Raw genomic sequence first — 13320 nt, forward strand, 5'->3', positions numbered from 1 at the left:
GGCGTCGACACCCGATTCGCCGATCCCGTCCTCGTCGCCCGCGCCGACCTCGAGGTTCTCCAGGCCCTCGTCGTCCTCGCCCAGGCCGCTGTCCAGCTGGGCGCTGGCGTTCTGCCACTGCTCCAGGGTGCGGCGGATCTGGTCCTCGTCGACCAGGATCGGCTCGACCGCCAGGTTGGTATGGAACTGGATCTCGGCCAGCGCGCCGGTCTGGGTGGGGTTGCTGACGCCCACGAACAGCTTGCTGCCGCGCTTGAACAGCGGCAGCACGTGGTGCTTCTGCACCAGCTCCTCGCTGACCAGCTTCATCGCGTTCTGCGACGGGTCGAAGGCAGAGGTATCGAGCAGCGGGATGCCGAACTCGATGGAGTTGGCGGCCGCCAGCTGGGCCGGGGTGACCAGCCTCTTCTCGGCAATGAACTGGGCCAGCGGCACCTTGGCCTCGGCGGCCTGGGCCATGGCGGCACGGGCGGCCGCCTCGTCCATGGCTCCGTCCTGGACCAGGCGACGGGCAATACCCGTGATTCCGACAAGATTGGCGGACATCGCATTCATATGGAGGTGGCTTTCCCCTTGGCCATGGAAAGAGTACTGCAAAACCCCGGCCGATCCGCCGGCGATCACCGCCGGACGACCGGACCCGGCGCGTTCCGTCCCTCCCCGACAGGCATTACGATAGCGCCGGGGATCCCGGGGAAACCAGCTTGAACAGCCTGAGCATCATCCTTCCGGCCAAGAACGAGGCCGAGGGCCTGCGCCGCACGCTTCCGGCCATCCGGGAGCTGTTCCCGCAGGCCGAGCTGATCGTGGTCGACGACGGCTCCACCGACGACACCGCGGCCATCGCCGCCAGCCATGGCGCCCGCGTGCTCGGCGCCCCCTATTCCATGGGCAATGGAGCCGCGGTCAAGCGCGGCGCGCGCGCCGCGAGCGGGGAGATCCTGGTGTTCATGGACGCCGACGGCCAGCACGACCCCGCCTGCATCCCCCGCCTGCTGGACAAGCTGGCCGAGGGCTACGACATGGTGGTTGGCGCCCGCGACGGCAGCGGCCAGGCCAACCTGCACCGCGGCCTGGCCAACCGCTTCTACAACTGGCTGGCCACCCGCATGACCGGCCACCAGGTCATGGACCTGACCTCGGGCTTCCGCGCGGTACGGGCGGACAAGTTCCGCCAGTTCCTGCACCTGCTGCCCAACGGCTTCAGCTACCCGACCACCAGCACCATGGCCTTCTTCCGCAGCGCCTACCCGGTGGCCTACGTGCCGATCCCGGTGGCCAGGCGCGTCGGCAACGGCAGCCACATCCGCCCGGTCAAGGACGGCATCCGCTTCCTGCTGATCATCTTCAAGATCGCCACCCTGTACTCGCCGCTGAAGCTGTTCATCCCGGTATCCCTGTCCTTCTTCGCCACCGGCCTGGGCTACTACGCCTACACCTTCGCGACCCAGCACCGCTTCACCAACATGAGCACCCTGCTCTTCAGCGCGGCGGTAATCGTGTTCCTGATCGGCCTGATCTCCGAGCAGATCACCAACCTGACCTACCTGCGCGATGAGTGACGCGTCCGGCGCCAGCAGCTTGCGGGGCCAGTTCCGGTGGCTGGCCCGCACGCCCCTGCATCCGCAATGGCTGCTGGCCACCCAGGATCCAGGTCCACGACTGCGACAGTGCCGCGGCACGGTCCTCGACATCGGCGCCGCCAACCGCTGGCTCGCACTGCATCTTCCCGAGGACACCCGGTACATCGCGTTCGACTACCCGACCACGGCCGTGGGCATGTACGGCTGCCGGCCTGATGTGTTCGGGGACGCGCATCGCCTGCCCTTCGCCGACGCCACGATCGACGCGGTAGCATGCTTCGAGGTGCTGGAGCACACCCGAGACCCGGACGCAGTGCTCGCCGAGATTGCACGCGTGCTCAAGCCCGGTGGATTCGCCGAACTGAGTATGCCGTTCCTCTATCCCGTGCATGACGCTCCTTATGACTTCCAGCGCTGGACCGTCCACGGGTGGGAGCGCAGCGGGAGTCGCTGCGGCCTGGAAGTCGAACGCCTGCAGCCAACCAACTCGGCGCTGCAGGCCAGCGCCGTGCTCGCCTGCCTAGCGCTGGCCGCCCCGGCGGCCGGCGCGCACGGCCTGCGTCGACTGCTACTGCTTGCCCTTCTCGGACCGCTGGTCCTGACAATAAACCTGGCCGCCACGATGCTGGGCTGGTTCTGGCCAGAGTGGCCAGCCCTGACCACGTCCTACCGGGTTACCCTGCGCAAGCCGCAATGAACCCCTCCCCGCGTCCTCGCCTGCTGGTCCTGGCCTCCACATACCCGCGCTGGGCAAACGACCACGAACCCGGTTTCGTCCATGAGCTGGCGAAGCGGTTGGTGGACCATTTCGAGGTAATGGTCTTGTGCCCGCACGCGCCAGGCGCGGCGACGCGCGAAACGCTCGACGGCGTGGAGGTAGTGCGCTACCGCTATGCGCCGGAATCGCTGGAGCGCCTGGTGAACGACGGCGGCATTGTCACCAACCTGCGCCGGCACCCCTGGATGCTGGCCCTGCTGCCCGGCTTCCTGCTGGGACAACTGCTGGCCCTCGCGAGCGTGGTCCGTCACCGCCCGCCCGCGGCCATCCACGCGCACTGGATCATTCCCCAGGGCTTCGTCGCCGCCCTGGCCGGCACCCTTGGCCTACATCGCAGCCCCATCCTGGTCACCTCGCACGGCGCAGACCTCTATGCCCTGGGCGGTTGGCTGCCGCGCAAACTGAAGCAATGGACGCTGCGCAGGTGTACCCGGGCCACGGTGGTCAGTACCGCCATGCTGGAACCACTGCACGCGCTTGGCATGGCCCCGGCGCACACGAGCGTCGCCCCCATGGGCGTGGACTGCCGGCGCTTCGCGCCGCATCCCGGAACCCCGCGTAGCCCGCGAGAACTGCTCTTCGTCGGACGCCTGGTCGAGAAGAAGGGCCTGCGCCACCTTCTGGACGCCATGCCGATGGTCGTTGCCAAGCATCCGGGGACCACGCTAACAATCGCCGGCTTTGGTCCGGAACTCGAGGAACGCATGGCCCAGGCCCGCCATCTTGGAATCGCGGACAAGGTCCGCTTTCTCGGCGCGGTCACGCACGACAAGCTCCCCGAGCTCTACCGGCGGGCAGCCGCGCTCGTTGCGCCATTCATCCCTGCACGCTCCGGTGACCGCGAAGGTCTGGGCCTGGTGAGCGTCGAGGCACTGGCCTGCGGCTGTCCCGTTGTCACCACTGCCATCGAACCCGTGCGGGAACTGTTCGACGGACAGTGGCCGCCGTATCTGGCGCAACCGGCCAACCCGGAATCCCTTGCTGCCCAAATCATCCAGCTACTGGACGACCATGAGCAAAGTCTCCGCTGGGCCAGCGCTACCCGGCATCAGGTGGTGCAACGATTCGGATGGCACGCCGTCGCCAGGAGCTATATCGCCGAACTGGCATGCAGCTCGGCCGATGGACGCGACCCTGGAGGCGCCCCGTGAATCCCGGCGAAGCCAAACTCCGCTCCACTGCGTCTTCGCGCGAAGGAGCATGGCCGTCACTGGCTACGGAATCCATTCCTGTCGAAGCGCCTTCCGGGGACAAGCGGGAGGACCACCTGTCCACTTCCGCAGCCCAACAGCAGGCTCCAAGGAAATGAGCACCGCAGCGAGGAAGCCTGGCATCTGGTTCCCCACCATACGCGCGGGCACCGGCACCGATGTCTTTACTGAGCGTCTGGCTGCGGGCCTCGAGTCGGCGGGCATCCGTACCGCCATCGATTGGCTTCCCTTGCGCGCGGAGTATGCACCGTGGACGGTGCGCAGGCCCCAGCCGCCAGACTGGGCAACCATTGCACACGTGAATAGCTGCCTGCATCCGCGATTCGTCCCGTCATACCTCAAGCTGGTCGTGACCACACATCACTGTGTGCACGATCCACTAACGAGCATGGGAAAGACGACCGCGCAACGTATATATCACCGCCTGCACCTCAAGCCCATCGAGCGCCGGATGCTGGCCCGGGGAGACGTCCTTACCGCGGTAAGCAGATTCACCGCTGAAGCGAATGAAAGGGTATTCGGACCACTCCCGATCTCCGTGATTTCCAACGGCATCGACACTCGCAATACATTCATCCCACCACTCAAACGCGATTACTCTCCTCCTCTGCGCCTGCTTTACGTTGGCAGCAACGCCCGCCGCAAAGGCATCGACCTGCTTCCCGCCATCATGAGGCAGCTCGAGGGCACAGCCACCCTTACGGTAGTAGGCACCAGCGAGCTGGGCGAAGGGCTGCCGCGAAACATTCATGTAGCCGGAAGATTGACCTCGCACCAGGCCCTCGTGGATGCCTATGCGAATGCGCACGCCTTGCTCTTCCCATCCCGGCTGGAGGGCTTCGGTCTTGCCGCAGCCGAAGCGATGGCCTGTGGCCTTCCAGTCATCGCCACGCGCTGCTCAGCCTTACCAGAAGTGGTGGAGGACGGAAAAACGGGATTCCTGTGCCCGATGGATGATGTCTCAGCGTTTGCTGGCGCGGCCAGGAAATTGGCCCAGGACGGCAAGCTCCTCAGGGCAATGTCGGAGCAAGCCCGCACCCGCGCCGTGACGAAATTCAGCATTGAAGGAATGATCAGTGCTTACATCGAAGCATATGCAAGGTGCCATGGCCAAGAGCGCCGCCACGCCGCCATGTGAGATAACCTGGTCGCTAGGTTCGCGAACCATCGCGGAAGCGTGCCCCCTGTGCTCCTCACGGGAGGCACTACCTATCGGGGGACGTCGCGACGACGCGCTGTTGTTTCCAGACACCTGGCATTTCGCGGAATGTCGTGACTGCAAATCCATTTACCTGATAGATCGACCGGACGATGCCTCGCTGCATCAAGCCTACGACAGCTATTACACGCATGAGCGGGAACCGGATGCACTTGCCAGGGAGCATGGAGTCGCCTTGGCCGGGCGTCTGATCAACGGATACCTCAACAGGCGCTATCGCATGCGCCGGAAATCGGCGCTTAGTATTGGCCACATCCTGTTCATGCTCATACCGCCACTGCGCATGGGCGTTGACGTCTACGCGAGGCATGTGCCTGAAAGGCTCCTGAAGCCGACCACACGTCTGCTGGACTATGGCTGCGGAAATGGCGACTTCTTGCTGCGCGCGCTCGAAATGGGGATCCAGCCCCAAGGCTGCGACCCCGACCCCAAGGCGGTTGCGCAGTGCCGAAAGGCCGGATTGGAGGTCGAACTGGGCTCCGACCTGGCAGAGCTTTATCCGCCCGGCACCTTTCATTATGTGACGCTTTCACACGTCATAGAGCACAGCACCAACATCAGGAAAACCCTAACCCAGGTGTATAGCGTGCTCAAACCTGGTGGCGCGGTCTGGATTGCCTTACCCAACCCGCGATCACTCGACAGGCGTGCCCTCGGGCTCGCATGGACGGGACTCCACCCCCCCTACCACCTAGCCATCCCTAGCCACGCATCACTCCGGCGCGTACTGGAGGAAAGCGGATTTCGCGACATCAGGCTCCTGACGCGCGGCATGGAAAGCGCAGGAATGTATCGCTACGCATTGGCAACCGCAAATAACCACGACCTGGAAGTAGACAGGCTCAAGGCGAGGATCCTACGTGCCGCAACCCAGATACTCGCCACGATGACGTACCGCTGGAGCAATGAGACCATCGCAATCGCCAGCAAGCCGGGGTGACATGACCACCACCAATCTAACTGCGCTCGTCCTTCACTTCCGTGATCACGCCGCCACTCTTCAGTGCCTTTCTTCCCTGATGACTGACGGCTTCGTCCATGCGATTGTCATCGACAACTCTGAGGACGCCGGACGTTCACTGGAAGCCCTGCAGTCCGCATGCAGCGCCAGGCTATCGGGATTCAATATCCTCTTTCATCACAACCAAACCAACACCGGTTTCGCCCGTGGCGCGAACATCGGCATCGCCATGGCTCGCGACCTTGGCTTTTCCCGAGTCCTCCTTATCAATTCGGATGCAACGCTCGAGGCGGGCAGCCTCAACGACATGCAAGCGTTGGGACGGGAATGCGCGATCACGTATCCACGCGTGCGGGCGAACCATGATGCGCCCCCCGTCTCGCCATTGAATCACTACCATCGCCCTACCGGACTCGTCCTTCGGACTGCAAGGCCGGGCGCTTTTCCTTATCCGACCGGATGCTGCCTTCTGCTCAACCTCGAACTGCTACCTGACACCCCGCTCTTCGATGAGGACTTCTTCTTCTATGGAGAAGACGTGGAACTTGCTGCACGCCTGGCAAGCAGCGGTAAAATAATGCAAGAATGCCATTCCGCTACCGTCACCCACATTGGCTCCGGCAGCTCACGCAATGGCTCTTTCTTCTACGAGTATCACGTCAATCGCTCGCACTTGCTGCTTGCGGGAAAGCTCGCTCCGGACAGCTTCCGCAAGACAGGTTACCTGCTTGCGAGGCTGGTGATTCTCCCGTTACGTGCAACCCTTAGGTCGTGGCGCCACAAGTCGCTAGCACCCTGGAGCGCTCTGCTCCAAGCGCTCCTGGACACTACCTTTGGCTCGCGTCGAAGCCACACCCCGCCACCCGTCAACGGGCATCCCACCTTCGCCGTCCCACCTGAAGGGCGATGACTCCCACGGCGACTAACATCGTCGCCCACTCTGCTAGCACCACAGCTGCCGCCAGGCCGTACCCGGCGGCCCTCATCCCCAAGGCAACCGAAACCAGGCACGCCATCCCGAAGGCCTCCACGCCAACCCGCGTAGCCGGGCTACCCTTTGACATCAGCACATTCAGGGCAACCAGGCGCAGCGATTGCGCGGGCAAAGCCCAGAGCAGGGTGCGGAGCACTTCTTCCACCCCCGCATACCCTGGACCCAGTAGCCAGCCCACGCAGGGTGCAAGCACCCAGACAGCACCTCCGGCGAGGCAGGCGTACGCCAATGACGCTGTTGCGAGCGCGGACACCAAACGACGATCCCATTCCACCTTGCCAAAGAGGCGAGGCATGGCCGATACCAGCATTGCCATAACCGGGAGCACGACCGCGCCGAGCACGCGGGACGCCGCCGCATAGAGGCCAGCCGCACCGAGCGGAAGGAGCCTTACGGCCAAAAGCTTGTCCAGCTCCGCCTGTGCATTCGCTGTAACGCCAAGCAAGGCGAACCCAGCTGCCGCCCCCCACTCCTTCCCAAGCAGACGTCGCCATTGGCGGTGTGAAGGAACCCCGACGCCGCCGAAACGCAGCATTAAGACGACTGGAGCAAGAGAGGCGACCAGGTGGACGCCTCCCAGCCAAGCCAGAGGCTCCGGCGGGGAAACCAGCGTCAACCCAAGGATCAGCAATGCCCGTGCGGCCAAGGGAGCTACCAGCCACCCCTGGCCCAAGGGCACTGCACCGCGACCCTGTAGCACAGCTGCGATGAGCTGCAGCAGCGGCTGCAGGAAGAATTCCGCAACGCCGACCCCGAGAATCAGCAGCCAAGCTCCGCCGAGCAATCCCATGGATTGGCATGCCAGTAAGTAAATCCCGAAGAGCGGCAACGCCAGCCAGCGCCAGGTTCCCAGGCCAATGGCAAAAGATTCAATCCCCTCGCCACGCGCCACGTCGCGGAGGACGAGCAGTTGAGTGCCGAACGTGGAAAATCCGCCGAGCAGGACGGCGAGCACCCCGACCGCCACATAGTGCGCGAACGATTCGGGCTGCAGCAGACGCGCAGCCAGCAACATCTGCACCGCGAGTGCGCACACGCGAACGGCCATCACCGCCGTAGTGGCTACAGTGCCCCGCGCCACGCGCCCGCGCGGCAGATCGACGATTCTCGACAGCAGGTTCATCAGCTCTCCGCCGAGTGGCCAGGCATACCTGCATGGCCGCGTTACTTCGCCCGGGCGTGCTGCACCGAGTAATCGAGCAACTCCGTGAACCCAGCCTCGCGTGCCTTTTCCAGCGCAAACTCGGCCTGCTTCTCATGCCCGCCGTCCACTAACGCCGACAAAACCTGCCGTGCGTAGGCCTCGTCGCCCCGATCCAGGCTCGAAAGTACCGCATTCGCAAATGCATCGGAAGCCAGATCCATCTCACCCGCATATCGCAGCAGGTAATCTCCGAACTGCGCATACTTGTGCGGCAGCAGCATCGCCCTACCCATCAGCACCCGGATGGCCTCGGTCAAGCGACGGTCGTCCAGTTCGACCCCCTTGTACCGCTGCTCGATCAGGGCGTAGAAGGCAATTAGCGATTCGGGCGAAAGGGGGCGATCCCTCAGCTTCGCAACCAGACGATCCCATGCCGGCTCCGCACCTGGCAGCTCGTACTTTGCATGCAGCAACACCAAGGTCTGATCCGGGAGTATCCCACTCCTCGGGAGCACGGCTTCTTGCTCAAAGACCTGCAGCGCCAGGCTGAACAAGGGCGAATCAGTCGAGCCACCTGACAGCTCGTAGTACGCGATACCCAGATCCTGCAGCGCGCGTGGCGAGTCGGGATTCATGTTCGCGTGTTCGGCGGCCAACAAAAGGCGGTCCCCCCAGGTCGCGGCCCGGATAGTCCCGAGAAACCCTAGAGCCACCAGAACGGCCACCGTTCCGGTCACCTTGATCCCCGGGCCATCGCGGACCGGGATTCGGCGGACGCCCTCTGCCAACACCAGCAACACGCCGAGAAGAGCAAAGTAGTTGCGGTGCTCAAAGACCAATTCCAACGGCACCACGTTGGACGTCATGGCATGTCCAGCAAAGAACCACAGGACACCGAGTGCCGCGAGTGGCGCACGCTTGCGCCAGTACGTGGAAAGCAGCAGGAGCCCCACCAACAGCCCTCCCCCGGCAAGCGTCGTCCAGGGGTGCAGCAGAGATGTGGAGACCTCGAAGTCGTCGTAATAGAACGGCATGCGTGCCGGGATCGGCAGCAGGATCTGGCCCAAGTACATGGGCAGGACCCGGAGCTGAGTCAGCAGCCGCTGGACGAGGTCGAAGTCCCTGCTGAAATAGGCGTTGGGGGCGGTGTAGTGGGGTACCACAACCGTAACGAAGATCGCCACACCGGTCATGAGACCCAACGCATAGGCCCAGCGCCAGAAACGCCGCTGCGCCACTGTGGCCCCACCAAATGCCAGTAGAGTCAACTCAAGCGCAAGGGTGAATAGCGGCAACAGCAGCGCGCTCTCCTTGGCCCCCAAGGCCAGCAGCAGCAACGGCGCGCAGGCCAGCAGCCATGGCCAGCCACGGCCACCTGCAATCTGCAATCGACGGCCACGCAGGTAGGCCAGCAGGGCCAGCAATGTAAAGGTAAGGCACAAGGTTTCCATCCGCTGCACCACGTACAGCACGGCGGAAACCTGAAGCGGATGCACGGCCCACCCCAACGCCAGGGCAGCGGCAGATAGGCGCAAATATTCATGGACGCCGGCCAGCGCGAGCAACCTCAGGCATAGCACATACACCAGCAGTGCGTTTGCCAGATGCACCAGCAGGCCACCCAACTTCCATCCCCAAGGATCCAGGCCACCCAAGGCGTGGTTGAGCGCAAAGCTGGCCATGGCCAACTGCCTACCGGTGCCACCCGGATCAAAGCTGGTGGCGGCCCGCCATAGCTCGCCCCAGGCGAGGCCAGTTACATGGATCCGCTGGTTGCCGACCAGCGCCGGGAAGTCATCGAATATGAAAGGGCCACCCAGCCCTGGCCAGTAGACCAAGGCAACCAGGCCAAGCAGTGCCAGCAAGGTGGCGACATGCAGACTCAACAGGCGTGCACGCCCATCCACCCACTTCCCCACGGGAACCCTCTCTGCTGCGTTGTGATCAGCTACACCCGTCGGGACGCAGCCGGCTGGCGATGGTCGCATCCACCCTGCAGGCCCACTGCCCGGATGCGCTACGAGCAAGCTCGATCGTCTTGCCAGCCACCATAGGATTACCCTTGAGCGTGCAACGGATGAAGCCGGTGCTGCCAGGCGCCATGCTCAGATTGCAACGCGAAGTGCTCGTCGGCAATCCAACATCGGCCAAGTCGAACGTATCGAGGTTCTCGACCAGCACGTGCGCTTCGAAGCTGTTCAGGCCGCCGCGAATCTCCGCTAGACCCGCTGCCAATTGGCTCTTTGCCACGTAGTTCTGGTAGGCGGGCAGCGCGATGGCGGCCAGGATGGCGATGATCGCGACCACGATCATCAACTCGATCAATGTGAATCCACGTTGCCGGCGCATGAAACCCCCCGATCCATGCAAGACCCCCCAAGGAAGAAGGGGGCGTTTCCGCCCCCTCCTTAGCCTGTCGTCGCTGCTTACTTGACGCAGCCAGTCGGCAGGAACTTGGCGTCCAGGCCCGAGCTGGCCTTGCAGTTCCAAGCGCCGGAGCTGTTGCGCTCCAAGGCAACGGTCTGGTTCGAGACCTTCGGGTTGCCCTTCAGGGTGCAGGTGATACTGCGGTTGCCAGTGCCGTTATAGTTACCCGCAGCAGCGATATTGCAACGAGCGGTGCTCGAGTTCAGGCCCAGGTCATCGAGGGAGACCGCGCCGCTCTTGCCCGACTGGATGGCTTCCTCATAGGCAGTCACGCCGCCGCGGATGTCGGCCAGGCCAGCGGTGACCTGCGACTTGGCGACATAGTTCTGGTAGGCCGGCAGCGCGATGGCGGCCAGGATGGCGATGATCGCCACGACGATCATCAGTTCGATCAGGGTAAAGCCCTGCTGCTTCTTCATGTTGATTCCCCTAGAACGGTTGTTGGCGGGCGCGGAACCTCCCGTGCCCTTCAAGCGAGCCCGTGATCGACGACCACGTATCTGTCCCCACGCAGGTTACGTGCCAACTCCCCACGCGACGCCCGCGGCGGCATCTTACCAATCTTGCGCGGCAAACACCGAGCCCTGGCCGTCCCCAATGCGTGATCCGCACCACAAACCTGCTCCATGGCGCATTTGGCAAAAAGTGACGTTTCGCGTCACCTGAAGGCACGGCGTAGACGCCCCACCCCTCGATCAGCGGCTATCCGGCCCGGAGACCATCGGCGAGGGGGTGGCACGGGTTCCTCCAGGAGGCCGCCCTGGCCAGCCGGCGGCGGGGTGCCTGCCGCCCCAATACCCGCTACCATGCCGGTTCGTGCCGGCATGGGGATGCCGGCTGGGGAGAACAAGCACATGTCCGCAACCCGTTCTGCCGTCAAGTCCGCGCCGGCGGCTCGCTCCACCAGCGAGCTCGCGCAGTTCGTCTGGGAGGGGACCGACAAGCGCGGCGTCAAGATGAAGGGCGAGCAGTCGGCCCGGAACGCCAACATGCTCCGCGCCGAGCTGCGCCGGCAGGGCATCACGCCCACCGTGGTCAAGCCCAAGTCCAAGCCGCTGTTCGGCTCGGCCGGCAAGGCCATCACCCCCAAGGACATCGCCTTCTTCAGCCGCCAGATGGCGACCATGATGAAGTCCGGCGTGCCCATCGTCACCGCGCTCGAGATCATTGGTGGCGGCAACAAGAACCCGCGGATGAAGGAGATGGTCGGCGGCATCCGCGCCGACATCGAGGGCGGCTCCTCACTGTACGAGGCGATCAGCAAGCACCCGGTGCAGTTCGACGAGCTGTACCGCAACCTGGTCCGGGCCGGTGAAGGCGCCGGCGTGCTGGAGACGGTGCTCGACACCATCGCCAACTACAAGGAGAACATCGAGGCCCTGAAGGGCAAGATCAAGAAGGCGATGTTCTACCCGGTGATGACCATTGCCGTGGCCATCATCGTCAGCGCGGTCCTGCTGGTTTTCGTGGTCCCGCAGTTCGAGGAGACCTTCAAGGGCTTCGGCGCCGACCTGCCGGCCTTCACCCAGCTGATCGTCAATGCCTCGCGCTTCATGGTTTCCTACTGGTGGGCCGTGCTGATCGCGGCCGTAGGTGCTATTGGCGCTTTCATCTACGCCTACAAGCGCTCGCCCAGCTTCCAGCACTTCCTGGACCGGGTGGTGCTCAAGATCCCGGTGATCGGCGAAATCGTGAACAACAGCGCCATCGCCCGCTTCGCCCGCACCACGGCGGTGACCTTCAAGGCCGGCGTGCCGCTGGTGGAGGCCCTGGACTCGGTCGCCGGCGCCACCGGCAGCTCGGTCTACGAGAAGGCCATCCTGCGGATCCGCGACGACGTGGCGGTGGGCTACCCGGTCAACCTGGCCATGAAGCAGACCAACCTGTTCCCGCACATGGTGGTGCAGATGGCGGCCATCGGCGAGGAGGCCGGCGCCCTGGACACCATGCTCTTCAAGGTGGCGGAGTATTATGAGCAGGAGGTCAACAACGCCGTCGACGCGTTGGCCAGCCTGATCGAACCGATGATCATGGTGGTGCTGGGCGTCCTGGTGGGCGGCATGGTCGTCGGCATGTACCTGCCCATCTTCAAGCTCGCTTCCACCATCTGACCAAGACACTCCATGGCGTTCCTGGACCAACAGCCCCTGCTGGGTTATCCGCTCGTTGCCGGCGTGGGGCTGGCGGTCGGCAGCTTCCTCAACGTGGTCATCCTGCGCCTGCCACGCCGGCTGGAGTGGGAGTGGAAGCGCGACGCCCGCGAGATCCTCGGCCAGCCGGAGATCTATGACCCGCCCCCGCCCGGGGTGGTGGTGGAACCTTCCCACGACCCGGTCACCGGCGACCGCCTCAAGTGGTGGGAGAACATCCCGGTCCTGAGCTACCTGCTGCTGCGCGGCCGCTCCCGCTACAGCGGCCAGCGCATCTCGCTGCAGTACCCGCTGGTGGAACTGCTCACCGGCGTGCTGACCGTGCTGTGCGCCTGGCGCTTCGGCTTCGGCTGGCAGGGCTTCGGCGCGATGCTGCTGACCTGGTTCCTGGTCGCGCTGTCAGGCATCGACCTGCGCGCCCGCCTGCTGCCGGACCAGCTGACCCTGCCGCTGATGTGGCTGGGCCTGATCGCCAGCCTGGACAACCTCTACATGCCGGCCAAGCCCGCCCTGCTGGGCGCGATCGCCGGCTACGTGTCGCTGTGGAGCGTGTGGTGGCTGTTCAAGCAGCTCACCGGCAAGGAAGGCATGGGCCACGGCGACTTCAAGCTGCTGGCGGCGCTGGGCGCCTGGTGCGGCCTCAAGGGCATCCTGCCGATCATCCTGCTCTCCTCGGTGGTGGGCGCCATCGTCGGCAGCATCTGGCTGGCCTGGAAGGGCCGCGACCGCGCCACCCCGATCCCGTTCGGCCCCTACCTGGCCATCGCCGGCTGGATCTATTTCTTCTGGGGCGATGCGATGATGGGCGCCTACATGCGCCTGGCCGGGCTCGGCTGACCAGCGCCGACCGCCT

12 protein-coding genes and 1 pseudogene are annotated in these 13320 nt (G+C 64.4%); 8 read left to right on the forward strand and 5 right to left on the reverse strand.

Annotation, left to right across the window (positions count from 1 at the left end):
• A pseudogene (locus B351_RS16485) lies at positions 1-555 on the reverse strand (type IV-A pilus assembly ATPase PilB); the annotation flags it as partial.
• A 149-nt stretch (positions 556-704) separates the two neighbouring features.
• Here B351_RS16485 and B351_RS0108130 point away from each other — a divergent pair.
• The 6 genes from B351_RS0108130 (at position 705) to B351_RS17305 (ending at position 6662) form a co-directional block, all read left to right on the forward strand.
• Entirely contained in the window at positions 705-1562 is an 858-nt protein-coding gene (locus tag B351_RS0108130; RefSeq protein WP_019398542.1) for a glycosyltransferase family 2 protein, read from the forward strand.
• A complete protein-coding gene (locus B351_RS17085) occupies positions 1555-2280 on the forward strand; it encodes a class I SAM-dependent methyltransferase (RefSeq protein WP_019398543.1) in 726 nt (241 codons plus the stop codon). Before B351_RS0108130 ends, B351_RS17085 begins: the two co-directional genes overlap by 8 nt.
• Positions 2277-3512: a glycosyltransferase gene (locus B351_RS16495; RefSeq protein WP_050992161.1), complete on the forward strand. Its 1236-nt coding sequence runs from the start codon at positions 2277-2279 to the stop codon at positions 3510-3512. Before B351_RS17085 ends, B351_RS16495 begins: the two co-directional genes overlap by 4 nt.
• 154 nt (positions 3513-3666) lie before the next feature.
• Positions 3667-4710 (forward strand): glycosyltransferase family 4 protein, encoded by a 1044-nt coding sequence (locus tag B351_RS17300; RefSeq protein ID WP_198006209.1) that lies wholly within the window; start codon positions 3667-3669, stop codon positions 4708-4710.
• The gene (locus B351_RS0108150; protein WP_198006210.1) at positions 4679-5731 is read left to right on the forward strand and encodes a class I SAM-dependent methyltransferase; all 1053 of its coding nucleotides are present in this window, start codon (positions 4679-4681) and stop codon (positions 5729-5731) included. Before B351_RS17300 ends, B351_RS0108150 begins: the two co-directional genes overlap by 32 nt.
• 1 nt (position 5732) lies before the next feature.
• Positions 5733-6662 (forward strand): glycosyltransferase family 2 protein, encoded by a 930-nt coding sequence (locus B351_RS17305; RefSeq protein WP_198006211.1) that lies wholly within the window; start codon positions 5733-5735, stop codon positions 6660-6662.
• Here the strand turns inward: B351_RS17305 and B351_RS0108155 are convergent.
• From B351_RS0108155 to B351_RS0108170, 4 genes are all read right to left on the reverse strand, one after another.
• On the reverse strand, positions 6619-7869 hold the full coding sequence (locus B351_RS0108155; RefSeq protein ID WP_019398547.1) for a lipopolysaccharide biosynthesis protein: 1251 nt from the start codon (positions 7867-7869) through the stop codon (positions 6619-6621). The genes B351_RS17305 and B351_RS0108155 overlap by 44 nt on opposite strands.
• A 41-nt stretch (positions 7870-7910) precedes the next feature.
• The gene (locus B351_RS0108160; protein ID WP_156810450.1) at positions 7911-9809 is read right to left on the reverse strand and encodes a hypothetical protein; all 1899 of its coding nucleotides are present in this window, start codon (positions 9807-9809) and stop codon (positions 7911-7913) included.
• Positions 9810-9834: 25 nt separating this feature from the next.
• On the reverse strand, positions 9835-10239 hold the full coding sequence (locus B351_RS0108165) for a pilin (protein ID WP_026010506.1): 405 nt from the start codon (positions 10237-10239) through the stop codon (positions 9835-9837).
• 77 nt (positions 10240-10316) lie between these two features.
• A complete protein-coding gene (locus B351_RS0108170) occupies positions 10317-10736 on the reverse strand; it encodes a pilin (RefSeq protein WP_019398550.1) in 420 nt (139 codons plus the stop codon).
• A gap of 435 nt (positions 10737-11171) precedes the next feature.
• Here B351_RS0108170 and B351_RS0108175 point away from each other — a divergent pair, with 435 nt between their 5' ends.
• Both B351_RS0108175 and B351_RS0108180 read left to right on the forward strand, forming a co-directional pair.
• A complete protein-coding gene (locus B351_RS0108175) occupies positions 11172-12428 on the forward strand; it encodes a type II secretion system F family protein (RefSeq protein WP_026010507.1) in 1257 nt (418 codons plus the stop codon).
• Between the two features lie 12 nt (positions 12429-12440).
• Positions 12441-13304 (forward strand): A24 family peptidase, encoded by an 864-nt coding sequence (locus tag B351_RS0108180; RefSeq protein ID WP_019398552.1) that lies wholly within the window; start codon positions 12441-12443, stop codon positions 13302-13304.
• Positions 13305-13320 lie beyond the last annotated feature (16 nt).

It is taken from the genome of Pseudoxanthomonas sp. GW2, from assembly GCF_000283075.1.
GTDB lineage: Bacteria > Pseudomonadota > Gammaproteobacteria > Xanthomonadales > Xanthomonadaceae > Pseudoxanthomonas.